Source organism: Actinomadura physcomitrii (genome assembly GCF_008923205.2).
GTDB lineage: Bacteria > Actinomycetota > Actinomycetes > Streptosporangiales > Streptosporangiaceae > Spirillospora > Spirillospora physcomitrii.
Genome location: NZ_WBMS02000013.1, coordinates 70,127 through 92,977 on the forward strand (window position 1 = coordinate 70,127; position 22,851 = coordinate 92,977).

Annotated in this window: 21 protein-coding genes and 1 pseudogene; 13 read left to right on the forward strand and 9 right to left on the reverse strand. The window is 74.6% G+C overall.

Annotated elements, in window-relative coordinates:
* Positions 1-65 precede the first annotated feature (65 nt).
* Both F8568_RS18125 and F8568_RS18130 read right to left on the reverse strand, forming a co-directional pair.
* A complete protein-coding gene (locus tag F8568_RS18125) occupies positions 66-371 on the reverse strand; it encodes a hypothetical protein (protein ID WP_151594860.1) in 306 nt (101 codons plus the stop codon).
* Positions 372-564: 193 nt separating this feature from the next.
* Positions 565-768 carry a pyridoxamine 5'-phosphate oxidase family protein gene (locus F8568_RS18130; RefSeq protein ID WP_236008880.1) on the reverse strand — a complete coding sequence of 68 codons (204 nt, stop codon included), beginning with the start codon at positions 766-768 and terminating at the stop codon, positions 565-567.
* A gap of 600 nt (positions 769-1,368) precedes the next feature.
* Here F8568_RS18130 and F8568_RS18135 point away from each other — a divergent pair.
* Complete coding sequence (locus F8568_RS18135) at positions 1,369-2,235, forward strand: helix-turn-helix domain-containing protein (RefSeq protein WP_151594861.1); 867 nt, start codon at positions 1,369-1,371, stop codon at positions 2,233-2,235.
* Between the two features lie 11 nt (positions 2,236-2,246).
* Here the strand turns inward: F8568_RS18135 and paaI are convergent, their stop codons facing one another.
* A complete protein-coding gene (gene paaI / locus F8568_RS18140; RefSeq protein ID WP_151594862.1) occupies positions 2,247-2,663 on the reverse strand; it encodes a hydroxyphenylacetyl-CoA thioesterase PaaI in 417 nt (138 codons plus the stop codon).
* A 159-nt stretch (positions 2,664-2,822) separates the two neighbouring features.
* Here paaI and F8568_RS18145 point away from each other — a divergent pair, with 159 nt between their 5' ends.
* The 9 genes from F8568_RS18145 to F8568_RS18185 all read left to right on the forward strand — a co-directional run bounded on the left by F8568_RS18145 (position 2,823) and on the right by F8568_RS18185 (position 11,468).
* Positions 2,823-3,224 (forward strand): nitroreductase family deazaflavin-dependent oxidoreductase, encoded by a 402-nt coding sequence (locus F8568_RS18145; RefSeq protein WP_151594863.1) that lies wholly within the window; start codon positions 2,823-2,825, stop codon positions 3,222-3,224.
* 133 nt (positions 3,225-3,357) lie between these two features.
* Positions 3,358-4,506 (forward strand): phosphotransferase enzyme family protein, encoded by a 1,149-nt coding sequence (locus F8568_RS18150; RefSeq protein ID WP_328600939.1) that lies wholly within the window; start codon positions 3,358-3,360, stop codon positions 4,504-4,506.
* 149 nt (positions 4,507-4,655) lie between these two features.
* A complete protein-coding gene (locus F8568_RS18155) occupies positions 4,656-5,519 on the forward strand; it encodes an NAD(P)-dependent oxidoreductase (RefSeq protein WP_151594731.1) in 864 nt (287 codons plus the stop codon).
* A 63-nt stretch (positions 5,520-5,582) separates the two neighbouring features.
* Positions 5,583-5,972 (forward strand): VOC family protein, encoded by a 390-nt coding sequence (locus F8568_RS18160; RefSeq protein ID WP_151594732.1) that lies wholly within the window; start codon positions 5,583-5,585, stop codon positions 5,970-5,972.
* Positions 5,973-5,983: 11 nt separating this feature from the next.
* A complete protein-coding gene (locus F8568_RS18165) occupies positions 5,984-6,598 on the forward strand; it encodes a class I SAM-dependent methyltransferase (RefSeq protein ID WP_151594733.1) in 615 nt (204 codons plus the stop codon).
* Positions 6,599-6,666: 68 nt separating this feature from the next.
* Positions 6,667-7,536, forward strand: a complete 870-nt coding sequence (locus tag F8568_RS18170; protein WP_151594734.1) for a hypothetical protein — start codon at positions 6,667-6,669, stop codon at positions 7,534-7,536.
* On the forward strand, positions 7,533-8,639 hold the full coding sequence (locus F8568_RS18175) for a hypothetical protein (RefSeq protein WP_151594735.1): 1,107 nt from the start codon (positions 7,533-7,535) through the stop codon (positions 8,637-8,639). The genes F8568_RS18170 and F8568_RS18175 overlap by 4 nt, the downstream gene beginning before the upstream one ends.
* Before the next feature lie 7 nt (positions 8,640-8,646).
* Positions 8,647-10,119, forward strand: coding sequence for a hypothetical protein (locus F8568_RS18180; protein WP_151594736.1), 1,473 nt, complete (start codon positions 8,647-8,649; stop codon positions 10,117-10,119).
* The gene (locus F8568_RS18185; RefSeq protein WP_151594737.1) at positions 10,116-11,468 is read left to right on the forward strand and encodes an AAA family ATPase; all 1,353 of its coding nucleotides are present in this window, start codon (positions 10,116-10,118) and stop codon (positions 11,466-11,468) included. The genes F8568_RS18180 and F8568_RS18185 overlap by 4 nt, the downstream gene beginning before the upstream one ends.
* 7 nt (positions 11,469-11,475) lie before the next feature.
* Here the strand turns inward: F8568_RS18185 and F8568_RS18190 are convergent, their stop codons facing one another.
* Positions 11,476-12,279: an ABC transporter ATP-binding protein gene (locus F8568_RS18190; protein ID WP_151594738.1), complete on the reverse strand. Its 804-nt coding sequence runs from the start codon at positions 12,277-12,279 to the stop codon at positions 11,476-11,478.
* 214 nt (positions 12,280-12,493) lie between these two features.
* On the opposite strand from F8568_RS18190, the gene F8568_RS18195 reads away from it, so the two are divergent.
* From F8568_RS18195 to F8568_RS18205, 3 genes are all read left to right on the forward strand, one after another.
* Complete coding sequence (locus tag F8568_RS18195) at positions 12,494-13,009, forward strand: hypothetical protein (protein ID WP_151594739.1); 516 nt, start codon at positions 12,494-12,496, stop codon at positions 13,007-13,009.
* 85 nt (positions 13,010-13,094) lie between these two features.
* The gene (locus F8568_RS18200; RefSeq protein WP_151594740.1) at positions 13,095-13,784 is read left to right on the forward strand and encodes a hypothetical protein; all 690 of its coding nucleotides are present in this window, start codon (positions 13,095-13,097) and stop codon (positions 13,782-13,784) included.
* 144 nt (positions 13,785-13,928) lie between these two features.
* The gene (locus F8568_RS18205; RefSeq protein ID WP_151594741.1) at positions 13,929-14,144 is read left to right on the forward strand and encodes a hypothetical protein; all 216 of its coding nucleotides are present in this window, start codon (positions 13,929-13,931) and stop codon (positions 14,142-14,144) included.
* Between the two features lie 18 nt (positions 14,145-14,162).
* Here the strand turns inward: F8568_RS18205 and F8568_RS18210 are convergent, their stop codons facing one another.
* The 5 genes and pseudogenes from F8568_RS18210 to F8568_RS18230 form a co-directional block, all read right to left on the reverse strand.
* Complete coding sequence (locus tag F8568_RS18210) at positions 14,163-15,815, reverse strand: coiled-coil domain-containing protein (protein WP_236008881.1); 1,653 nt, start codon at positions 15,813-15,815, stop codon at positions 14,163-14,165.
* A 159-nt stretch (positions 15,816-15,974) separates the two neighbouring features.
* A pseudogene (locus F8568_RS18215) lies at positions 15,975-16,265 on the reverse strand (prolyl aminopeptidase); the annotation flags it as partial.
* A gap of 85 nt (positions 16,266-16,350) precedes the next feature.
* Positions 16,351-20,289 carry an ATP-dependent RNA helicase HrpA gene (gene hrpA / locus F8568_RS18220; RefSeq protein ID WP_151594742.1) on the reverse strand — a complete coding sequence of 1,313 codons (3,939 nt, stop codon included), beginning with the start codon at positions 20,287-20,289 and terminating at the stop codon, positions 16,351-16,353.
* 151 nt (positions 20,290-20,440) lie between these two features.
* The gene (locus F8568_RS18225; protein WP_328600940.1) at positions 20,441-21,925 is read right to left on the reverse strand and encodes an NADH-ubiquinone oxidoreductase-F iron-sulfur binding region domain-containing protein; all 1,485 of its coding nucleotides are present in this window, start codon (positions 21,923-21,925) and stop codon (positions 20,441-20,443) included.
* A complete protein-coding gene (locus F8568_RS18230) occupies positions 21,922-22,704 on the reverse strand; it encodes a hypothetical protein (protein ID WP_151594744.1) in 783 nt (260 codons plus the stop codon). The genes F8568_RS18225 and F8568_RS18230 overlap by 4 nt, the downstream gene beginning before the upstream one ends.
* Between the last annotated feature and the right edge of the window lie 147 nt (positions 22,705-22,851).

Genomic DNA, 22,851 nt, shown 5'->3' on the forward strand with positions numbered 1-22,851 from the left:
CGCAAACGGGTGGGCGGCGGCGCCCGGTGGGGCGCCGCCGCCCGTTCCGTGCGGACCAGTGCGGGTCAGCCCGCCCGGCGGTAGGACGCGCGGACCGCGAGCCGGTGCCGGAGCAGGCCGATGGCCTCCTCCAGGGTCGGCGCGGCGGCCTGCGCGCGCAGCCGCTGCCCGCCGAGCTCGGCGACGGCCCTGGCGAGGGCCGGCCTGGGCAGCGCCGGGTCGGCCACGATGCTCAGCGTGACCTGCACGGACGCGGCCCCAGTACCGTCCAGCGCCGCGCGGACGGCACGCTCGGCCTCCGTGCGCTGGGCGTCCGTGACCTCGCCCGAGGTGAGAAACCGGACCTCCGGTCGCTCGAGGGTCGCGTTCATGGTTCCCCCAGGATGGATCTCGGTGATGTTCCGGGAAGGGCCGGGCGCCGCGGGCGTCGCCGCGGTGCGCGGCGCCCTCTTGACAAGTGAACGCCGTCCCGGAACCGGAGATCGCCCGCAGCGGACGAGAGCTTGGTCACCCGCCCGCGCTGTAAGGACCTGATCAGGCGTTATGCGGACGGTGAGGCGCACCTCACCCTCCTGGACGGGGTAGGTGGTCGCGTTCGAGGTGCCGCTCCTTGGCGCGCCCGGCGGCGGTGCTGATGAGGACGTCGTCGCCGTCGAGCCCGATCCACACCACCGTGTTGTGCAGCGAGCCGTCCGGACGGACGGTCGTCGCCCATCCCGGCAGCGGGCGGTTCAGCAGGTCCTTGGCCGCGTCGGGCAGCCTGCTCATGACGTCCTCCTCGGGGGATGGCTTCCTGGCTCGCCGGTCGCCGACCCGCGGGCGCGCCGCCTGTTCCCGCCCCCTCGATATTCACCGAACGATGTGACCGCCGTCATTTACGCGTCATACGATAGGCGCCGGAAAGCCGATGCCGATTGGCGGGCGCATGAGCGCGGAACGCCAGGCAATTCATGGGCCAACGGTGACTTCGCCGCCATGGAAATGACCTCCCGGTCAACGAGATCGTCACCCCGTCGCCACGTTCCGCACCCGGACGGCCACCGACGGCACTGGTCACGGGCCGTGGTCACGCTCCAAAACGGTGATCCGCGCCGTGCGGGCGCCGCCCGGTTCGATCCACGGGCCCGGCGGGAGTATCCTCACCCGCGCCGATCGGCGCACGGACCGTCCAGCCCGGGGCGTTTCTCACGCGGATGGGTCGTTTTGCGGAAGACGCGCTTTTTCATACTTCCCAAAAACGTGCTTCGATCCTCTAACATAGGGCGGTGCCGTTCCGCCCGAGAACTGACCCGTCGACTGGCTGGTGACCCCTTGCCCCAGGATTCAGCCGCTTCCCTGCCTCCGGCCGAGGACGATCAGCCCGGCAGGCTGATCGACTACCCGCGGCGCGGCGGGCCCACGGTCCTGCGCATCCTGCTCGGCGCCCAGCTGCGCCGGCTGCGGGAGGAGCGCGGTATCTCCACCGAGCAGGCGGGCTACGAGATCCGCGGCTCGCACTCCAAGATCAGCCGGATGGAGCTGGGGCGCGTCGGGTTCAAGGAGCGCGACGTCTCCGACCTGCTGACGCTGTACGGCGTGAACGACCCGGCGGAGCGCGCGCCGCTGCTGGAGCTGGCCAAGGAGGCCAACACCCCGGGCTGGTGGCACCGCTACGGCGACGTCCTGCCGAGCTGGTTCGAGGTCTACCTCGGGCTGGAGGAGGCCGCGTCGCTGCTGCGCACCTACGAGCTGCAGTTCGTGCCGGGCCTGCTGCAGACCGAGGACTACGCGAAGGCCGTGGTGCGCCTCGGCTACTCCGACGCCTCCGACGAGGAGGTCGAGCGGCGCGTCCAGCTCCGCACGACCCGCCAGCGGCGGTTCACCTCGCCCGGCGCCCCGACGCTGTGGGCCGTGCTGGACGAGGCGGTCGTGCGCCGCCCGCTCGGCGGCCGCGACGTCATGCGCCGGCAGCTCGAGCACCTCATCGCGATGTCGGAGCTGCCGAACGTCACGCTGCAGATCGTGCCGTTCGGGGCGGGCGGGCACGCGGCGGCCGGCGGCCCGTTCACCATCCTGCGGTTCGCCGAGCCCGGCCTGTCCGACGTCGTCTACCTCGAGCAGCTGACCAGCGCCCTGTACCTGGACAAGCCGACCGACGTCGACACCTACATGCGCGCGATGAACAACCTGTGCATCACCGCCGCGCGTCCCGACGACACGGGCCGGCTGCTCACCGGCATCCTGAAGGAGCTGTGAGCGCGCGCTAGCTAGCGCGGCGGCCCGCCCGCGTCCGCCGCCTCGTCCAGGACGCGCTCATCGCGGCTGCGGCTCCCGCCGCGGAACTCCGCGATGACGTCCCCTTCCGGCACGCGCCGGACCGTCACGTCGTAGACGCCGCTGCGCCCGTACCGGGTGCGTTCGACGGCGGTCGCCTCCAGCACGTCGCCGGCCCGGGCCGGGGCGACGAACACGACGTCGGCGGACGCGGCGACCGTCACGGCGCCGTGGGTGTTGCACGCGTAGGCGAACGCCGAGTCGGCCAGCAGGAACAGGTAGCCGCCGTGGGCGATGCCGTGCCCGTTCACCATCGCCGGGGTGAGCGCCATGCGCAGGACGGCCCGTCCCGGCGCGATGCCGGTGACCTCCATCCCGAGGTCCTGGGCGACCTTGTCGCCCGCGTACATCGTCTCGGCGCATCGCCGCGCCAACTCAGCCGGATCGCTCACCGTCCCCAGCGTAATGAGCGACAGGGCTTTGGGCCCCCGTCACGGGGAAGGTCATCCGGGGTTCGGGAGTTCACACAGGTGGCCGTTGCACGGCCGAACCGGATGGAGGAGGACTCGATGCTGTACGGCAAGGAGCACGTCGCCCGCTACCAGGAGACCGACGGTGCGGAGGGGCACGACTGGCAGGGCACGGTCACGCTGCTGCTCACCACGACCGGACGGCGCAGCGGCAAGGAGTACACGACGCCGCTCATCTACCAGCCCGAAGGGGACGCCTACCTCGTCGTGGCGTCCAAGGGCGGCGCGGACGAGCCGCCGGAGTGGTACCTGAACCTGGAGGCGAACCCCGAGGTGAAGGTGCAGGTGAAGGGCGACCGGTTCACCGCGCGGGCGCGCACCGCGACGGCGGCGGAGAAGCCCGCGTTCTGGAAGAAGATGGCGGCGACGTGGCCCGCCTACGACGAGTACCAGCAGAAGACGGACCGCGAGATCCCCGTCGTCGTCCTCGAGCGGGTCTGACGCGGGCGGCGCCGGGCGCGGGCGCGAACCGCCCGGCCCGGCCGGTTCCCTTTCGCCGGGGCGCCGGGGCGTGTAGCGTCTGGTGGGAACATCCGTTCGACCGCCGTCCGTCCGAGGCCGCCGAGGTGCGAAGGTGCCGACGTCCCGCAGCGCCGATGAGCACGGCGCTGAGAAGCCCAGCGTCGCGAAGCGCGGTGTTGCCGAGCACGGCGCCGCCGCGCCCGGCACCGGCGACGGCGCCGCGGGCGAGGGCCCGCCGCCCCGGTTGCTGAAGCGCTGGGAACTCGGCACGGCGCGGACGCCCGAGGCCGTCGGCGCCGCGTCCGGCCGCCGGTGCTGGCGGGTCGGCACGTCCGCCGGCCCGTTCCTCCTGAAGGAGTACGCCCCGGCCGAGCGCGGGCGCGTCCTCTTCCAGCACGAGGTGACGGGCGCGCTCGACGCCGCGGGGCTCCCCGTGCTCGCGCCGCTGCCCGCCCGGTCCGGACGGACGCTCGTCACCGCGTCCGGGCACGCCTACGCGCTGTACCCGTGGGTCGCCGGGCGACGGCGCGGCGGGCTCGAGCTGACCTTCCCGCAGTGCGAGGAGCTCGGCGGGCTGCTCGGCCGGCTGCACGCCGAGATGGACCGGATCACGCCGCCGATGCAGCAGAGCCTGCTCGTGCCGACGCCGCGCGCGGCGGACGCGGCGGCGGCCGTCGAGGCGATGCTGGAGGCCGTGCCCGCCGACGGCGGCGGCACCGACTTCGACGCGCTGACCGCGCGCAGGCTGCGGGAGCGGCGCGCGCTGCTCGCCGAGTTCGCCGGGCATCAGCCGCCGGAGATCGAGGTCAGCACGGTCGGCCACCTGCACGGCGCGTTCCATGCGGAGCATCTGCGGTACGCGGGGGCGGGCAACGTCACGGCGGTGCTCGGCTGGGACGCGCTGACGACCGGGCCCGTCGCGGGCGAGGTCGTGCGGGCGGCGGCGCGGCTGTTCGCCTGCGAGGACGAGCGCGGGCTCGACCTGGACCGGGTGCAGGCGTTCGTGCGCGGGCACCGCGCGGCGTTCCCGCTGGACGCCGGGCAGATCCAGGCGGCGGTGCACCGCGAGTGGTGGGAGCGGCTGTGCGACGTCGCGCCGCTGCGGCACCGCTATCTCGGCGAGGAGGGCGCGGGCGGGCGCGGCGCGGCCGGGCTCGTGTCCTGGTGGTCGGCGCAGCTGGAGCACACGCTCGAGGTGTTCGCGGCGCCGTACACCGACGCCTTCGCCGAGGTGCCGGACGGCAGCCCCGCCTACGGCTGAGACCCACCGCCACCGCCGCGCGAAAGGGCGCGCGGCGCCGCGATGAGCGGCCGCCGGCGGGTAAGGGCATCCCGGGATGCGCGACGCGCGGCCGTGTGCCAGGCTTGTCCCGCACGATTATGTATCGAGCAGTCCAAAAGGAGCCGGAGATGACGCAGATCGCAATGCTCGGCACCGGGATCATGGGCGCCGCGATGGCCCGGAACCTGCTGAAGAACGGCCACGGGGTCGCCGCCTGGAACCGCACCCGGGAACGCGCCGAGCCGCTCGCCGCCGACGGCGCCGCCGTCGCGGGCTCGCCCGCCGAGGCCGTCGCGGGCGCCGACGTCGTCATGACCATGCTGAACGACGGCGACACGGCGCTGGCCGTGATGGCCGAGGCCGCGCCCGCGCTGCGGGACGGGCAGGTCTGGGCGCAGATGGGCACGGTCGGCGTGGACGACGTCCCGCGGCTCGCCGCGTTCGCCGCCGAGCATGGCGCGACGTTCGTGGACTCCCCCGTACAGGGCACCAAGCAGCCCGCCGAGCAGGGCACGCTGATGGTCCTCGCGGCCGGGCCGCAGGACGCCCGCACGGTCCTCGGCCCGGTCTTCGACGCGATCGGCAGCAGGACCGTCTGGCTCGACGAGGACGGCGCGGGCGGCGCCGGAACCCGGCTGAAGCTGGCCGCGGTGAGCTACGCCATCTCGCTCACCTCCGTGATCGCCGAGTCCATCGCGCTGACCAAGGGGCTCGGGCTCGACCCGGCCCTGCTCGGCGAGGTCCTCACCGGCGGCCCGCTCGACAACGCCTACCTGCAGATCAAGATGAAGGCGATGCTCGCCGACGACTTCACGACGAGCTTCGCCGTCCGCAACGCCGAGAAGAACACCCGGCTGATCCACGACGCCGCCGCGTCGGCGGGCGTGCGCGTCGACGTCAACGACGCGGCGGGCGACCGGTTCCGCCGCGTGATCGAGCAGGGGCACGGCGACGAGGACATGGCCGCGACCTACCGGGCGAGCTTCGGCTGATCCGTCCGGGCCCGTGGGCGTGGCGGTGCGCGGCGGCGGCGGGAGCGGGGCGAGGATGGTGGCATGGAGGTACTGAGCAGCCGCATCCTGCTGCGCCCCGCCGACCTCGAGCGCAGTCAGAGGTTCTACCGCGACGTGCTCGGACTGGCGGTGTACCGCGAGTTCGGGCCGCCCGACTCGCCCGGCGTCGTGTTCTTCCTCGGGCCCGGGTTCCTGGAGGTGTCGGGGCACGGGCCGGGCGGCGCCGGCCCGTCCCCGATGGTCTGGCTGCAGGTCCGCGACGTCCGGGCCGAGCACGAGCGGCTCGCGGCGGCGGGGGCGCGGGTCGTCCGCGAACCGCGCGAGGAGCCGTGGGGCCTGGTGGAGATGTGGCTCGAGGACCCGGACGGTGTGAAGATCGTCATCGTGGAGGTGCCGGAGGGGCATCCGCTGCGACGCGACCCGCGATCCTGAGCGAAGGTGCGATGACCGAGACGCCTGCGGAGTACTGGAACCACAACACCCACTACCATCGCGTCGTGCTGCGCAACGTGCCGCGCGGCTGCGGCGAGGCGCTCGACGTCGGCTGCGGCGACGGCCTGCTCGCGCGCCGGCTCGCGCCGCGCGCCGGGCACGTCACCGGGCTCGACCGGTCGGCGGAGATGGTCGTCAGGGCGAAGACGCTGAGCGAGGGCGTCGGCAACGTCGACTTCGTCGAGGCGGGGCTGCTGGAGTACGACCTGCCGGAGCGGCACTACGACTTCGTGTGCTGCGTCGCCGCGATCCACCATATGGACTTCGCGGCCGGGCTGGCGGCGATGCGCGACGCGGTCCGGCCGGGCGGCGCGCTCGTCGTGATCGGCCTGGCGAACAACGCGGGCCTGAAGGACCTCATCTACAGCGCTGCGGGCGTGCCCGGGCACGTCCTGCACCGCCGGGTCCTGAAGCGCGGGTCCGCGGGCGAGCCGGGCGCGCCGCTCGCCGACCCCGACATGACCTGGGGCGAAGTGCGGGACGGGGCGCTGCGGCTGCTGCCGGGAGCGGTGTTCCGCCGGCATCTGCTCTGGCGGTACTCCATCGTCTGGCACCGGGCGCGCTGACCGGGGACCACCGCCGCGAAAACTGGAAAACGCTGGAACTGTCTGGAAGCTCCTGTACCGTCTGCCGCATGCCCCCGTCCCCCGGCGTCCCGGCCCCCGACGCGCTGGAGGCGCGCATCGCCGAACTGCGCGCCGGCGTGCGCCGCGCCATGGCGGCCGGCGACCGGCGGGCGGCCCGCGCGCTGCGCGCCGACCTGCGCCGCGCCGAGCAGGAGTGGGACGCCGCCGTCCTCGGCGACGCCGATGAGCCCGGCGAACCCGACGCGCACGCGCCCGCCGAGGCGCCCGCGCCCGCCGGGAACCAGGGGCTCCGCGGGCTGCTGCCCGTCCGCGACCAGGTCCACCAGGCGCTGACGCTGCTCGGCGTGCCCGCCGCGCCAAAGCTCATCGGCTCGGTGTACGCGGCGTTCTTCCCCGGCGAGATCCCCGGGACACGGCTGACGAGCCTGCGCCGCGACGAGGAGCGCTCGTTCCGCACCGCGCCCTACGCACGGCCCTACTACCTGTGCGCCGCGCTGACCGCCGACCTGCTCGCGCCCGCCCGCGGCCTGCTCACGGTGAGCACCTGGCCGCTGGAGCAGCGGATCGTCGGGCCGCTCAGCCCGCGCACCGACTTCCTCTCCTCCGCGATCCGCCTCGCCGAGCACGCCGGCCGCACGGCGCCCTCGCCGGACGCGCAGCGGCTGCTGTGGCGGTTCGCCTCCAACATTCCCGGTGCGGTCACCGGTACGGTCGGTACAGTCGATCCGGCCGTGCTCGCCGAGGCCGCCCGGGCCGAGCTGGACGTGCACCGGGAGCCCGACCGGCGGCGCCGCGCGTCGGCCGCCGGGCGAGCCCGGGCCCAGCTCGACGACGCGGAACGGCTGTTCGGCAGCCGGCTGCGGGCCCTGCAGGATTCCGCACGGCGACGTGCCAGCTCTGGAGAAACGGACCGATGACCGAGACCGCGCCGGACTTGGACCGGCTGCGCGGAAGCGCTCCGCCGCGCAACCACGACGCCCGCACGATCGCGGCGCTGACCGCCAATCCCGGCTGCGCCCGCCGCGGGCTGATGGACGCGGCGGGCGTCGACAAGGACGCGGTGGCGCGCGCGCTCGGGTTCCCCGCCCCGTTCGGGCAGTCGCAGTTCGCCATCACGCGCGGCAACGCGTTCGAGGCGCAGGTGAAGGCCGACGGGTGCGCGGAGCTGCTGACGCTGCTGCGCGACCGGATGGGCCTGGCGGTGTCCGAGGCCGCCTACGACGACCTGGAGGTCGTCGCCGGGAACGAGGGCCGGGAGCTGCGGCACGCCCGCACCCGGCGGCTGCTCGCCCGGGCGCTCGGCACGGGCGAGGGCACCCTGTTCGACCATCCGCTGCTGCGGCTGGAGATCGGCGGGCAGCTCGCTTACCTGGAGCCGGACGTCATCGCGTTCCAGATCGAGGGCCGGCTGCACGTCATCGAGATCAAGTCGTTCGCGGTGGTGGACGGGCAGGCCGAGCCCGAGCAGGTCGCGGCGGCCGCGCGGCAGTCGGCGGTGTACGTGCTGGCGCTGCGCCGGCTGGTCGCCGAGCTGGGCCACGATCCGCGGCGGGTGTCGCACGAGGTGTTCCTCGTCTGCCCGGAGAACTTCTCCAACCGGCCGACCGCGACGCCGCTGGACGTCCGCCCGCAGCTGGCCGTGCTGGAACGGCAGCTCGCGCGCCTCACCCGCATCGACCGGATCCTCGACGCGCTGCCCGGCGACCTGACGTTCGAGCCCGGCGAGCACCTCGCCGACTCCGTCCGCACGGTCGAGGCGCGCTACGCGCCCGAGTGCATGGCGGGCTGCGAGATGGCGTACTTCTGCCGGGACGAGGCGCGCGCCTGCGGCGCGACGGGCGCGCTCGGCCGGTCGGTGCGCGACGACCTCGGCGGCGTCGACACCATCGGCACGGCGCTGGGCCTCGCGGACGGGTCGCTCAGCCCGTCCGACGACCTCGCAGAGACGGCCGAGCAGCTGCGAGCCGCGGCGCGGCTGCGCGCCGAAGCCCTCGGCACCGGACGCGAGGGCATCGCGTGACGGCCCGATGAGCGCGCTGAGCTCGCTGGCGCGCCTGGAGGCGGTGCGGGCCGGGGTCGCGCAGCCGCTGGCGACGGTCCGGCACGTGCACGTGTCCGACGCGCCGCTGGTGCTGGTGCCGCTGAAGCTCGCGGGCGAGGCGGCGGCACCGCTGGCCGTCATGGTCGGGTCGGTGCCGGACGATCCGTCGCTGCTGGTGGTGCCGCAGCCGCGCAACCGCGACCTGCGGTTCGCGTTCGCGGCGGAGCTGGCCAAGCTCGTGCTCAACCACATCGAGACGAGCCGCGGCGAGGTGGAGGAGCTGCCGCCGGGCAAGGAGGGCGACGAGCGGATCCGGTACGGGAACGCGCCGCAGCTGCTCGTGCCGAACCGGGGCGGCGTCTCGTTCCTGCGGCTGATGGGCCGGTCGACGCGGTTCCGCAGCACCGAGGGCCCGTACGCGGTCGACCCGGCGGTGCCGGTGCTCGGCCGGTGGCTGACGTGGTTCGCCGACCGGCACGACCATCCGGGGTCGTCGCTGCTGCGGGCGATGACGGAGGTGCTGCGGCTGCACTGGGCGACGGGGCAGAGCTCGGTGGAGGACGGCAACCTCGCCGCGCTGATGGGCTGGATCGACCCGCCGGACGGCCTGGACGGCCCCGCCGCCGCGGCCCGCGCCGAGGACCCGGTGACCTGCCCGCCGGCCGGCCCCGCGACGGACCCGACGTTCGACAACGAGGTGCTCGCCCCGGCGATCGCCGCCTACGACCGGTCGGGCGGCGACCCGCGCACCGGGGACCGGCTCCGCGCGCTCATCGCCGGGCAGCTGACCCCGACCTGGGACCTGATGTGGCGGGCGGTCGAGCTGCTGCGCGCGATGCCGGAGGGCGCGAGCGTCGCGCGCCGCTGGGAGCGGGACCGGGACGCCTTCACCTATTACCACCAGACGTTCGGCGAGGCGTATCCTCAGGCGCGCCGCGACCCGCCCGTCCGGGCGGCGCGGCGGCTGCACGATCTCGAACGCGCCCAGGACGCCTACGAGGCGCAGCGCGCGTTCGACGACCCCCTGGTCATGGCCGAGCACCGGCTGGCCGGGCAGGCGTTCGGCGGGCCGGTCACCGAGTGCGACCCGGCCCGGCTGGACGAGACGGGGAAGCGGCCGAAGCTGCGCCCGCTGCTGCGCGTCCGCACCGAGGACCCCGTGCGGCTCGACATCGGGACGACCGTGTACAACGCGGCGCGCCCGGCGCTGAAGGGGAGGATCGTGGAGATCGGCGGCGGCGGGGTGCTGCTGGAGCTGACCGGCGGGATGGGCCGCAAGCTCACCCCCGAACCGGGCGCCGTGCCGCGGGTGGGCGAGCACGTGTGCTTCACCTCCTTGACGGAGGGCTCGTTCGGCGCGGCGAAGTTCCCCGACCGGGAGGACACGCCGTGGACGCACGGCGGGCCGCCCGAGGAGTACGCGCCGACCGACGAGGACGCCGAAGAGGACTGGTCATGACCGAACGCCGCCCGGTCGCGCCGGCCGGACCGGAGCCGTCCGCCGTCCTCGGCCCCGGGGAGGCCGCGTCGCGGGCCGTGGACGGCGTGCTCGCCGACCTCGGCGGCGGCCACCGCGGCGTGGTGGTCGACTCCCCGCCGGGCGCGGGCAAGTCGACGCTGGTGGTCCGTGCGGCCGCGCACCTCGCCGAGGCGGGCGAGCGGCTGATGATCGTGGCGCAGACCAACGAGCAGGTCGACGACCTCATCGAGCGGATCGCGACGAAGCATCCGGGGCTGACGCTGGGCCGGCTGTCCGCGTCGGGCTACCTGCCGTCCGAGCGGGTGCTGGCGCATCCGTCGGTGCGGGTCGCGCAGAAGGCCGACGACCTCGCCGAGCACACGATCGTCATCGCGACCGCCGCGAAGTGGGCGACGCTGCCGGACGGGTCGTGGCCGTGGGCGATCGTCGACGAGGCGTACCAGATGCGCTCCGACATGCTGCTGCGCATCGCCGGGCGGTTCGAGCGGGCGCTGTTCGTGGGCGACCCCGGGCAGCTCGACCCGTTCTCCACCGTCGAGGTCGAACGCTGGGCCGGGCTGGCGTGGGACCCGATGCGCAGCGCCGTGTCGGTCCTGCTCGCGCACAACCCGGACCTGCCCGTCCACCGGCTGCCGGTGTCGTGGCGGCTGCCCGCCTCGGCGGCGCCCGTCGTGTCGGACGCGTTCTACCCGTTCACCGGCTTCCGCGCCGGGACGGACGAGGGCGACCGGCGGCTGGAGTACGGCGCGCGCGGCATGGGCACCAGCTACGACCACGCGCTGGAGGAGGCCGCGGCGACCGGATGGGCGCTGTACGAGCTGCCCGCGCGGCACACGCTGCGCACCGACGCCGAAGCCGTACGCGCGACGGCGGCGCTGGCCGTGCGGCTAATGCAGCGCGGCCCGGTCGCGCACTCCGAGCTCGGCTCGAAGCCGGTCGACGCGACCCGCGTCGCGATCGGCGCCGCGCACCGCGACCAGGTCACCGCGATCCGCGCGGCGCTCGGCGAGCACGGCGAGGGCATCACCGTCGACACCGCGAACCGGCTGCAGGGGCGCGAGTACGACGTCACGGTCATGCTGCACCCGCTGTCGGGCCGCCGCGACGCCACCGCGTTCCACCTGGAGTCGGGGCGGCTGTGCGTCCTGGCGTCCCGGCATCGGCACGCGTGCGTCGTGGTGGCGCGGGCGGGCATCCCCGAACTGCTGGACGCGCACCCGTCCACCGAACCCGTCCACCTCGGCGTGCCGGTCAAGTTCCCGGACGGCTGGGAGGCCAACCAGTCGGTCCTCGCCCACCTCGCGCGCCACCGCGTGGCGGCGCACTAGCGTGCCGTTACGCGGGTCCGGCCGTGGCCGCCCAGCGGCCGCTGTGCCGGGTGATCGTGATCGGGTGGTCGAAGCACGCGCTGACCAGCTCGGTCGTCAGCACCTCGTCCGCCGGACCCGACGCCAGCACCTGCCCCTCGCGCAGCAGCAGCGCGTGGCTCGTGCTGGTCGGCAGCTCCTCCAAGTGGTGCGTGACCAGCACCGTCGTCAGGTCGGGGCGCTCGCTCCGCAGCTGGTCGATGCTCGCCAGCAGCCGCTCCCGCGCGGCGACGTCCAGGCCGGTGGCGGGCTCGTCGAGCAGCAGCAGCGGCGGGTCCGGCATCAGCGCCCGCGCGATCAGTACCCGGCCCCGCTCCCCCTGCGACAGGTTCGGCCACCGGGCGTCGGTGCGCGCCGTCAGCCCCAGCAGCGCGATCAGCTCGTCGGCGCGGCGCAGCTCGTCCTCGCTCGGCGTCCAGCGCGGCACCAGCTCGATGGTGCCGGTCACGCCGGTCAGCACGATCTCCCGGACGGTCCGCGCCGACTGCAGCGGATGCCGCGGGTTGACCTGGCCGATCAGCTTCCGCAGCTCCTGCACGTCCACCCGGCCGAGCCGGCGGCCGAGGATCTCCGCGGTGCCGCGCGTCGGGTGCGTGTAGGCGCCGAGGATGCCGAGCAGCGTGCTCTTCCCGGCCCCGTTCGGGCCGATCAGCGCCCAGTGCTCGCCGCGGAGCACCGTCATGGTGACCCGGTCGAGCAGCGTCCGCCGGTCCCGGACGAGGTCTATCTTGTCGGCGTTGAGCACGATGTCGGTCTGGGCGGGCAGGGACAAGGGAACCTCCCTTTCGAAGGCTCGGCCGGACGGGCTCGCGGAAGGAGCACCGGGACATGCGGGGAGGCGCGCGGGGTATGCGACCGGGACACCGGGCCGGGATCGCCGGAGCGGCGGGAGATCCTCAACGTACCCGAACGATCGCGCCGCCCGGTACGAGGGAGCCCCCCGGCCGGATACTGTGAGACCGGTGCCTCAGCGATCAGGGAGGGACATGGAGGAGATCGGCTTCATGTGCGCCCGCTGCGGCGGCGAGGTGCACGACGTCACCCACAACCGCGAGGGTTCGCTGGACGGGGTGGGATACCGGCACAACCGCCGGGTGGAGCCGTGGGACCACGAGCTGGAACTCGCCGTCGGCGAACCGTCCCCGGGCGAGCCCGCGTGCGACTTCTGCGGCGCCGACGGGCCGAGGTGGCTCTACTACCCCACGCTCGACCCCGAGGACACCGACATGTTCGAGGTCGAGCTGGACACCACGCACCTGTCCGACGACGACACCGCCGTCGCCGTGCTGAACATGCTCTACCCCTGGTACGCCTGCGACACCTGCTCGGTCCTGGTCGCCGACCGCCGAGTCGACGTGCTCATCTCCCGCGCGCTGGAGCGCACCCCCGTCCCCGCGGACGTCGACGTCGACGAGGACACCGTCCGGGCCCGCCTGCGCGGCTCCCTCTCGGTGTTCTTCACCACCCGCCCCGGCCGCCCCCAGCCGTCGAGGGCGGTCTAGAGCAGGGGCGACGGACCGCATTGTCGGTGCCGCTCATTATGATCGGTGCCGTTTTCGTGCGGCGGATGTGATTGCGGGGGACCCAGTGATCATCGACAGGCGGTTCCACGGCCCGGACGGGTCGGGCAACGGGGGGTACACGGCGGGGCTGCTCGCGGGTCGGGTGCCGATCGACACGGTGACCGTGTCGCTGCGGCGGCCGCCGCCGCTCGACACCGAGCTGACGGTCACCGCGGAGGATGAGCGCGGGCACAGCGCGCGGATGTGGGACGGGGAGACGCTGGTCGCGGAGGCGCTCGCGGGGGCGATCGTGGTGCCGCCGGTGCCGCCGGTCCCGTTCGCGCGGGCGCGGGAGGCGGCCGAGAAGTTCCGGGCGATCGAGAACCACCCGTTCCCGCGCTGCTTCGTGTGCGGGCCGGAGCGCGAGCCCGGCGACGGGCTCCGGCTGGAGCCCGGGCAGGTCGCCGACGGCACCGTCGCGGCGCCGTGGGTGCCCGACCGGGTGCCGGAGCGGACGCTGGTGTGGGCGGCGCTGGACTGCCCCGGCGGCTGGTCGTTCGACGTGGCGGGCCGCCCGGCCGTCCTCGGCACGATGACCGCGCAGGTCACCGATGTGCCCGAGGCCGGCGAGGAGTGCGTGGTGATGGGGCTGGCGCGCAGCCGGGAGGGCCGCAAGATGCACGCGGCGACCGCGCTGTACGGCGCCGACGGGCGGCTGCTGGGCCGCGCCGAGCAGATCTGGATCGAGATCGACCCGGAGCTGTTCGGACGGTGACCGGCGGCGGGCGGCGGGCCGGTGATCCGGAACCGCCGCCCGCCAGACCGTTTCCGCTCTGGTGCCGGAAATATGTCAGGCGACATGGTCGGGCACCGCGGTCACGCTGTTCAATCTGACTCTGCGCGACTGGAGGCGGGTCAGATGGGCGGTACGGTCCTACTTCTCCTGGGGGTGGCCGCGCTCGCGGTGTACACCGGCATGCACTGGGAGCGCGCCCGCCGCGCGGCGTCGGACATGAGGCTCAGCCGCCGGCGGGTCGCCGGACTCCGGCGGACGGCGGTGCGCGAGCGCGGCCAGGCCACCATGATCGTCGCGGGGGCGCTGGTCGTCCTCGTGCTCGTCGTCAAGTACGGCTGAGCCGCCGGCGGCGGCACGTCAGGGGCCGGTGAACAGCGGGTCCTCCCGGTCGGCTCCGTTCAGCGGCCGGGTCGGCAGCGGCGGCTCGCCCGCCGGGGGGCCGGTCACGGGGGACGGGGGGCCGCCGGCCGCGGGCGGCGGCAGCATGTGCCCGCCCGACTGCGACGAGCCGGGCGGCGGGCCGCCATGGATTCCGCTCGTCCCCTGCCCGCCGGGCGGAACGGGCGCGCTGAGCGGGGCGCCCGCGCCGGCGACCGGGGTCATCGGCGGCCGCGCGCCGCCCGGGCCGTTCGCGAAACCCGGCGGCGGCACGGGGCTCCCGCCCGACAGCCGCCCTCCCGGCGGGATGCTGGACGACAGGGTGTTGTGGGTGAGCTGGTCTATCTGGCGGCGCGCCCTGTCGGCCTCGGCGCGGGCGGCGTCGCGCTCCTCGGCGAGGGCGGACAGCGCCGCCTGCTGCTCGGCGACCGACTGGGACAGCTGGCGCAGCTGCACCGCCTGGTCGTTGATCTTGGCGGTCAGCTCGTCGCGCTCGCCGGTGGCGGCCTCGGCGCGCGCCTGCGCGGCGTCGCGCTCCTTGGCGGCGTCCTCGGCGCGGGCGTTGGCGCGCACCACCTCCGCCTCGGCCTCCGACTGCGCGCGCAGCGCGGCGGCGCGCTCCGCCTCGGCCTTGCTGGCGGCCTGCATGGCGTGCTGGCGCTGCGCCTCGGTGTCGCGCATGGCGTTGCGCAGATCCTCGGCGCCCTGCTTGGCGACCGCGGCCTCGACCCGCTGCGACTCGGCGGCGCCCTCGGCCTCGGCGAGCTTGGCGTGCAGGCCGACCAGCTCGGCGCGGGCGGCCTCCAGCGCGGCGAGCAGCTCGGTCTCGCGGGCGGCGATGCGGTCGCGCTCGCTCTCGGCGGCGAGCTTCGCCGTCATCGACTGCTGTGCGATCTGGTGCGCCTCCTCCCACGCCTGCTGCGCCGCGTCGCGCTTGGCGGTCGCGAGCCGGGCCTCCTCGCGGGCGTCGGAGGCCGCCTTCTCGGCCGCGTCGGCGCGGCCCCGCGCGGACGACGCCTCCTGCCACGCCTCCTCCGCCTTGCGCTGCGAGGCGTCCCGCTCGCTCTGCGCGATGGCGAGCTCGCGGGCGGCCTCGGCCCGCACCTCGGCGACCCGGCGCTCGACGCCGGCGACGCTCAGCTCGGAGGTCAGCGAGTCGGCGAGCAGGTCCGCGGCCTTCTCCAGCCGCTCGACCATCTCCCATGTGGAGGCGACCTGCCCGGTGAGCCCCGGCGCGTCCCGGCCGCGCTCGCGGCGGTCGCGGGCCTCGCGGGCGCACGCGCCGTCGTTGTCCTGGCAGTACCGGACGGCGCGGACGGCCCCGACCGGCTGCGGGACCGGCCGCCCGCAGTTCGCGCACGGCCACACCGTCACGGGGTCGCCCATCCGCGCGACCGCCGTCTCGGTCCCGCCGGTGCCGGTGACCTCACCGCGCGCCTCCGCCGGGCCCTGCTGCCCGCCCTGCTGCGGCGTGCCCTGCCGCGGGGCCCCCTGCTGCCCTGGCGAGCCCTGCCCGCCGCCCCCGTCGCGCTTCGCGGACGCGGCGTCCTGCGGACCCTCGGAGACGGCGCGCTGGGGAGCCGCGGCCGTCCCCTCGGGGCCGCTATTGTCGCGCTCTTCGCTGTTAGGCATGGAATGAACCATACGCACTAGTCCACGGCACTGCAGTGACTTGCGAGGTAGATGTGGGACCAGCCACGTCGTAGAGAAGTGAGTAGAACGGTCCCGCCGGCGCCGTCCCGGGCCCCGGAACGGCCGTCCCGCCGGGGTTTCCGCGGATCCGCCGGGGCGTCAGCGCGCGGCGAACCGGTCGGTCGCCTCGATGAGCCGGTCCAGGGTGCCCGGTTCGGCGCCGCCGTGCCCCGCGTCCTCGACGATGTGGAACTCCGCCTCGGGCCAGGCGAGGTGCAGGTCCCACGCCTGGCCCGGCGGCGTCTTCATGTCGTAGCGGCCGTTGACGATGACGGCGGGGACGTGCCGGATCCGGTCGACGCCCGCGAGCAGGCCGCCGGCGGGCAGGAAACCGCTTGCGGCGATGTAGTGGCGCGTGATGCGGGCGAACGCGAGGACGGTGGGGTCGTCGAGGTCGGGCGGCGCGGCGGACCAGTCATACCCGACGATTGATCATGCTGTGCCGCTCGGCGCGTGCGAACCGGCGCGCGCGGCCTCAGAGCTGGGCCATGGCCTTGCGGATGCGCTTGTCGGACACCGGGAACCGGGTGCCGAGCTGCTGGGCGAACAGGCTCACCCGCAGTTCCTCGAGCATCCAGCGGATCTGCCGGGCCGGCTCCTCGTCGCGGCGGGACGGGTGCAGCCGGCGGAGCGCCTGCTCGTACTCCTGCCCCAGCACGTCGACCTGGTGGGCGAGCATCCGGTCGCGTCCCGGGTTCTCGGGCAGCTTGTCCAGCCGGATCTGCAGCGCCCGCAGGTAGCGGGGCAGGTCGGCGAGCCGCGCCCAGCCCGTCTCGGTGACGAACCCGGGGTGGACCAGCCTCGCCAGGTGCGCGCGGATGTCGGTCAGCGCCGGGACGAGCGTGAGGCTGGTGGTGCCGCGCAGCCGCCGGTCCAGCTCGTGGGACTCGGCGAGGATCCGCTCGACCAGCCCGACGATCTGCGCGGTGGCGTCGTGCAGGTCGGCGCGGACGCGGTCGTACAGCACGCGGAACCCGTCCTCGTCCCACGCGGGCCCGCCCGCCTCGGCGATGAGCCGGTCCGCGGCGGCGGTGACGCAGTCGTCGAACAGCGCCGCGACGGACCCGTGCGGGTTGTGGCTGAGCGCGAGCTTGCCCTTGTTGGTCAGGCGGCCCTGGATGAGCTTCACCGGCGACGGCGCGTTCAGCAGGATGAGGCGACGCGTGCCGAGCCACATGGCGCGGCGCTGCTCGGCCTCCGTCTCGTACATGCGGACGGCGACGCTCTCGCCCTCGTCGGTCAGGGCGGGGTACGCCTTGACGTCGTACCCCGCCTGCTTCTGCTCGTAGGTGCGGGGCAGCTCGCCGATCGTCCACTCGGTGAGGCCGGAGCGCTCCACGCTCGACGCGGCCTTCGACAATGTCCCGCGCACCTTGCCGGCGAGCCGGCGTTTCAGCTCGTCGAGGTCGGTGCCCTCGCCGAGCACGCGCTTGCGGTCGTCGACGACGCGGAAGGTGATGCGCAGGTGCGCGGGCAGCCGCGAGGCGTCCCAGGCCTCCCGCGCGACGGGCACGCCGGTCATCGCGGTCAGCTCGCGCTCCAGCGCGTCCAGCAGCGGCTCGGTGCGCGGCGCGACGCGGTCGAGCACCTTGCGGGCGTAGTCGGGCGCGGGGACGAAATTGACGCGCAACTGCTTCGGCAGCGACCGGATCAGCTCGGTGACCAGTTCGGTGCGCAGCCCGGGCACCTGCCACTCGAACCCGTCCGGGCGGACCTGGTTGAGGACCTGGACGGGGACGTGGACGGTGACGCCGTCGGCGTCGGTGCCCGGCTCGAACTGGTAGGTCAGCCGCAGCCGCAGCGGCCCCTGCTTCCACACGTCCGGGTAGTCGGCCTCGCTGACGCCGCCGGCGGTCTCGTTGATGAGCATCGACTTCTCGAACCCGAGCAGGTCGGGGTCCGAGCGCCGGGCCTTCTTCCACCAGGCGTCGAAGTGCCGCCCGGAGACGACGTCGTCGGGGATCCGCTCGTCGTAGAAGTCGAAGAGCGTCTCGTCGTCCACGAGAATGTCGCGGCGGCGGGCGCGGTGCTCCAGCTCCTCGACCTCGTCGAGCAGGGCCCGGTTGTCGTGGAAGAACTCGTGGTGGGTCTCCCAGTCGCCCTCGACGAGGGCGTGCCGGATGAACAGCTCGCGGGACAGCGCCGGGTCGATGGAGCCGTAGTTGACGCGCCGGTCGGCGACGATCGGCACCCCGTACAGGGTGACCTTCTCGTGCGCCATCACGGCGGCCTGCTTCTTGGACCAGTGCGGCTCGCTGTAGTTGCGCTTGACGAGGTGCTCCGCCAGCGGCTCGATCCAGTCCGGCTCGATCTTGGCGTTGATGCGGCCCCAGAGCCGGGACGTCTCCACCAGCTCCGCCGACATCACCCACCGCGGCGGCTTCCTGAACAGCGCCGACCCCGGGAACACGGCGAACTTCGCGCCGCGCGCGCCGAGGTACTCCTGCCCGCGCCGCGGCTTGTCCTTCTCCTTCTTGTCGGTATCCACGAGGCCGATATGGGAGAGGAGCCCGGCGAGCAGCGAGACGTGGATGCGGTCGGGCGGCGCGTCGGCCGTGTTGAGGGTGACGCCGAGCGACTTCGCGACCTGCTTGAGCTGGCCGTGCAGGTCCTGCCACTCGCGGACGCGCAGGAAGTGCAGGAACTCGCTCTTGCACATGCGGCGGAACGCGCTGCCCGACAGTTCCTTCTGCTGCTCGCGCAGGTAGTTCCACAGGTTCAGGTACGCCAGGAAGTCCGACGTCGGGTCGGCGAACCGGCGGTGCTTGTCGTCGGCGGCCTGCTGGTGCTCGGCGGGCCGCTCGCGCGGGTCCTGGATCGACAGCGCGGCGGCGATGATCAGCACCTCGCGGACGCAGCCGTTGCGGTCGGCTTCCAGCACCATCCGGCCGAGCCGCGGGTCGACGGGCAGCTGGGCGAGCCGGCGGCCGAGCGGGGTGAGCCGCTTGCGCGGGTCCTTCTCCGCCGGGTCGATGGCGCCGAGCTCGTGCAGCAGGTCGACGCCCGCCTTGACGTTGCGGCGGTCCGGCGGCTCCACGAACGGGAACGCGGCGATGTCGCCGAGGCCGAGCGCGGTCATCTGCAGGATGACCGAGGCGAGGTTGGTGCGCAGGATCTCCGGGTCGGTGAACTCGGGGCGGGACTCGAAGTCCTCCTCGGAGTACAGCCGGATGCACACGCCCTCGGACACGCGCCCGCAGCGGCCCTTGCGCTGGTTCGCCGACGCCTGCGAGATCGGCTCGATCGGGAGCCGCTGCACCTTCAGCCGGTGGCTGTAGCGGGAGATGCGGGCGGTGCCCGGGTCGACGACGTACTTGATGCCGGGGACGGTCAGCGACGTCTCCGCGACGTTCGTCGCGAGGACGACGCGGCGCCCGCGATGCGCCTGGAACACCCGGTGCTGCTCGGCGGCCGACAGCCGCGCGTACAGCGGCAGCACCTCGGTCGCGGCCCTGGTGCGGGTGAAGTGCTTGGTCAGCGCGTCGGCGGTGTCGCGGATCTCCCGCTCGCCGCTGAGGAAGACCAGCACGTCGCCGGGCGCCTCGCGGCCCAGCTCGTCGACCGCGTCGATGATCGCCTGGATCTGGTCGCGGTCGGGGTCGGCGGACGCGTCGTCCACATCTGAGACGGGCCGGTACCGCACCTCGACCGGGTACGTCCGGCCGGACACCTCGACGATCGGGGCGTCGCCGAAGTGCCGGGAGAACCGCTCGGGGTCGATCGTCGCCGAGGTGATGATCACCTTGAGGTCGGGCCGGCGCGGCAGGATCTCCTTGACGTAGCCGAGCAGGAAGTCGATGTTCAGGCTGCGCTCGTGCGCCTCGTCGATGATCAGCGTGTCGTACTGGCGCAGCAGCCGGTCGGTCTGGATCTCGGCGAGCAGGATGCCGTCGGTCATCAGCTTCACCAGCGTGTCGTCGCTCGATCTGTCGGTGAAGCGGACCTTGTACCCCACGGTGTCGCCGAGGTCCGTGCCGAGCTCTTCGGCGATCCGGTCGGCGACGGTGCGGGCCGCGAGCCGGCGCGGCTGGGTGTGGCCGATCGAGCCGAGCACGCCGCGGCCGAGCTCCAGGCAGATCTTCGGGATCTGGGTCGTCTTGCCGGACCCGGTCTCACCGGCGACGATCACGACCTGGTGGTCGCGGACGGCGGCGAGGATGTCGTCCTTCTTCTGCGCGACCGGCAGCTCCGCCGGATAGGTGATCGCGGGCACGGCGAGGCGCCGCCGCTCGACCCGCCGCTCGGCGGCCTCGACCTCGGCGGCGATCTCCTCGGCGACCTTCGCGCGCCGCGCCGCGTCCCGCATCTTCTGGGTGCCGTCGATGCGGCGGCGGAGCCGGTGCCGGTCGCGCAGCATCAGCTCGGGCAGGCGCGCGCGCAGGTCGGCGAGCGGCGATCTCACAGGCGTCCTCATAACCGTCGACAAGGATAGGGTTCCAGGCCGGCAGGCCCCGCTCACCCCTCAAACCTTCGCACCGTAGCCGGATCCGCCCGTGCCGGGCGATCCATTTTCCGGCCGGCGCCCCAGTACAACGCCCGCCGCCCCGCCCGGCATTCCTGCGCCGCTAGGAGGCCCGGCCGGCCTTCTCGTGCGGCGTGCGCGGGACGAGCCGCAGGGCGAGGCCCGGGCAGATCGCGACGGCGCGCCGCGCGTCGGCCTCCAGCCGCGCGGGGATCGGCTCGGTGGGGATCACCGGGTAGTCGTACTCGTCCATCCGGACGGTGCCGCGCAGCACGTCGGCGCACAGGCCGTGGCCGTCGCAGCGGCTCCAGTCGACCTCAAGCCGCAGCTCGGCCGCCTCCGCCTCGGCGGGCAGCACGCCGAGGACGGGCCGCCCGCAGCCGCCGTCGGAGGCGTGCCGGGCGATGTCGCCGGCGAAGACCTCCAGCGCGGACAGCACGAACCGGGCGGTGCCGTCGGGGTGGGCGCACGCGCCGCGGCCGACGACCATCTCCACGGCGCGGCGGACGGCCTCGCACGCGGCGGCGACGCCCCGCCCGGCGGCGATGTCGGCGAGCGCGCCGGCCACGTCGGGCAGCCCGAGCCGGCACGGCCCGCACTGCCCGGCCGACTCCGCGGCCAGGTATCCGGCGACGCGCGCGCATTCGCCGAGCGGGCAGGTGCCGCGCCCGATCGGCATGACGATCCCGGCGCCGAGCGCGCCGCCCGCCTCCGCGAGCCCGGCGCGCGACACCACGGTGCGGGTCGCGACCTCGCCCGTCAGCCAGGCGCCGTGGTAGCCGCCGACCAGCACCCCCTCCCCCGCCCGCGCGCCGCACAGGTCGAGCAGGTGGCCGAGCGGCGCCCCGGCGGGCGTCTCCACCACGGCCGGGAAGCGGGCCGAGCCGGTCACCGTCAGCAGCACCGTGCCGGGCTCGTCGCGCGTCCCGACCTTCCGGTATCCGGCGGGGCCGAGCCCGGCGAGGACGGCGAGCTGGGCGTAGGTCTCGGCGTTGGACAGCAGCGTCGGCAGGCCGTCCACGCCGCGGGTCGAGGCGCGACCCTTGCGTCCCGGCGGAATGGGGCGCCTGCCGTTGATGCCGCGCACCAGCGCGCCGCTCTCGCCGGTGACGAACCGCTCGGGCAGCAGCACGACGCGGGCCCGGCCGCCGAGGTCGCGCTCGGCGATCGCGTCCCGCACCGACCCGGCCGCCGCCCCGTCGGTCACCGCGACGATGATCTCCAGCGAGCCGAGCGCGGTGGCGGCCAGCGCGGCGCCGTCCAGGATCAGGTGCGGCGCGCCGCGCAGCAGCGCCTTGTCCTTGGCGCTGCCGGGCTCGCCCTCGGTTCCGTTGACGACCACGATCGTCCGCTTGCCGCGCCGGACGGCGCTGTCGGCGGTCGCCCGCACCTTGCGCGCGAACGGGAACGCGGCGCCGCCGCGCCCGTGCAGCCGTCCCGCCTCGCACAGCGCGACGAGCCGGTCGGTGGTGAGGGGGCGCGGATCGGGGTGCAGGGCGCGGTGGGCGTCCCAGTCGAGGCGTCCGCCGTCCGCGAGCCCCTTGGTGAGGCGCGGCGGGCCGACGTGCCGGACGGCGAGCGCGGTCACGGCGTCCTCCTCTCCCGGGGCCGCAGGACGGGACGGGCGGCGAGCGCGAGCGCGACCCCGGCCACGCACAGCAGGTAGCCGGCCGTCACCCATACGGCGGGGGCGCGGCCGGAGGTGAGGCCGTGCCAGATCCCGAGCGGCCATGCCGCGTACGCGGTGAGATGCGTGGCCCGCCAGGCCCACGGGTGCTTGCTGCCGGCGAAGCGGCCCCGCGCGACTCCGCCGGCGACGGCGAGGAGCAGCAGGTAGAGGGCGATCACGCCGATGTCGTAGTCGGCGGCGTGCGGGCCGGGCAGCGGCAGGAGCGCCTGGGCGATCCCGACCCGGTGCTCGGCGAGCTGCGAGGTGATGTGGACGGCCAGCATCGCCACGGCGAGGAACGCGGTGGCCCGGTGCACCGCCTGGGCCCGCAGCCGGTGCCGGGAGGCGAGGATCGCGCGGTCGGTGGCCAGGAGCCCGATCATGACCGTCAGCGACAGCGCGACCAGCGCGAAGACCCCGCAGTAGAAGTCGAGGAACCGGCCGACCGGGCGGAGCACGGGCGACGCCGCTCCGGTCCCGGCGGCGAGGGCGAGGAGGGCGCCCGCCACGACGGCCGCGGCCGCCGCCGCGGCGATGCGGCCGCGGTGCGCGCCGATCCGGCGCGTCCGCGACGGTGCGGCCGAGGGCCGCGGCACGGGCCGCGGCCGGCCGCCCGGCCCGGCGATGAACGCGCCCGTCATCTCGTGCGCGGGGCCGCGGCGCGGCGCGTCCCCTGGCGGCGGACCCTCAGGAGCCATGGCGGCACCCCCTGCCTTACGCGTCGTCCGGGGGAATCCCCCGGCCACTACGACGCGTGTCCGCCTCATACCGGTTCGGTGACACGACCGTCCCCCGTCCCCCGCCGATATACGGAATGGTGGCAGGTCAGGACGGTTTCACCGAGG

Bases quoted from the DNA above. Each gene is read 5' to 3' on its own strand.
- F8568_RS18125 (WP_151594860.1), bottom strand. From the start codon at position 371: ATGAACGCGACCCTCGAGCGACCGGAGGTCCGGTTTCTCACCTCGGGC.
- F8568_RS18130 (WP_236008880.1), bottom strand. From the start codon at position 768: ATGAGCAGGCTGCCCGACGCGGCCAAGGACCTGCTGAACCGCCCGCTG.
- paaI (WP_151594862.1), bottom strand. From the start codon at position 2,663: ATGTACGCGGGCGACAAGGTCGCCCAGGACCTCGGGATGGAGGTCACC.
- F8568_RS18145 (WP_151594863.1), top strand. From the start codon at position 2,823: ATGCTGTACGGCAAGGAGCACGTCGCCCGCTACCAGGAGACCGACGGT.
- F8568_RS18155 (WP_151594731.1), top strand. From the start codon at position 4,656: ATGACGCAGATCGCAATGCTCGGCACCGGGATCATGGGCGCCGCGATG.
- F8568_RS18160 (WP_151594732.1), top strand. From the start codon at position 5,583: ATGGAGGTACTGAGCAGCCGCATCCTGCTGCGCCCCGCCGACCTCGAG.
- F8568_RS18165 (WP_151594733.1), top strand. From the start codon at position 5,984: ATGACCGAGACGCCTGCGGAGTACTGGAACCACAACACCCACTACCAT.
- F8568_RS18170 (WP_151594734.1), top strand. From the start codon at position 6,667: ATGCCCCCGTCCCCCGGCGTCCCGGCCCCCGACGCGCTGGAGGCGCGC.
- F8568_RS18175 (WP_151594735.1), top strand. From the start codon at position 7,533: ATGACCGAGACCGCGCCGGACTTGGACCGGCTGCGCGGAAGCGCTCCG.
- F8568_RS18180 (WP_151594736.1), top strand. From the start codon at position 8,647: ATGAGCGCGCTGAGCTCGCTGGCGCGCCTGGAGGCGGTGCGGGCCGGG.
- F8568_RS18185 (WP_151594737.1), top strand. From the start codon at position 10,116: ATGACCGAACGCCGCCCGGTCGCGCCGGCCGGACCGGAGCCGTCCGCC.
- F8568_RS18195 (WP_151594739.1), top strand. From the start codon at position 12,494: ATGGAGGAGATCGGCTTCATGTGCGCCCGCTGCGGCGGCGAGGTGCAC.
- F8568_RS18205 (WP_151594741.1), top strand. From the start codon at position 13,929: ATGGGCGGTACGGTCCTACTTCTCCTGGGGGTGGCCGCGCTCGCGGTG.
- F8568_RS18210 (WP_236008881.1), bottom strand. From the start codon at position 15,815: ATGCCTAACAGCGAAGAGCGCGACAATAGCGGCCCCGAGGGGACGGCC.
- hrpA (WP_151594742.1), bottom strand. From the start codon at position 20,289: ATGAGGACGCCTGTGAGATCGCCGCTCGCCGACCTGCGCGCGCGCCTG.
- F8568_RS18230 (WP_151594744.1), bottom strand. From the start codon at position 22,704: ATGGCTCCTGAGGGTCCGCCGCCAGGGGACGCGCCGCGCCGCGGCCCC.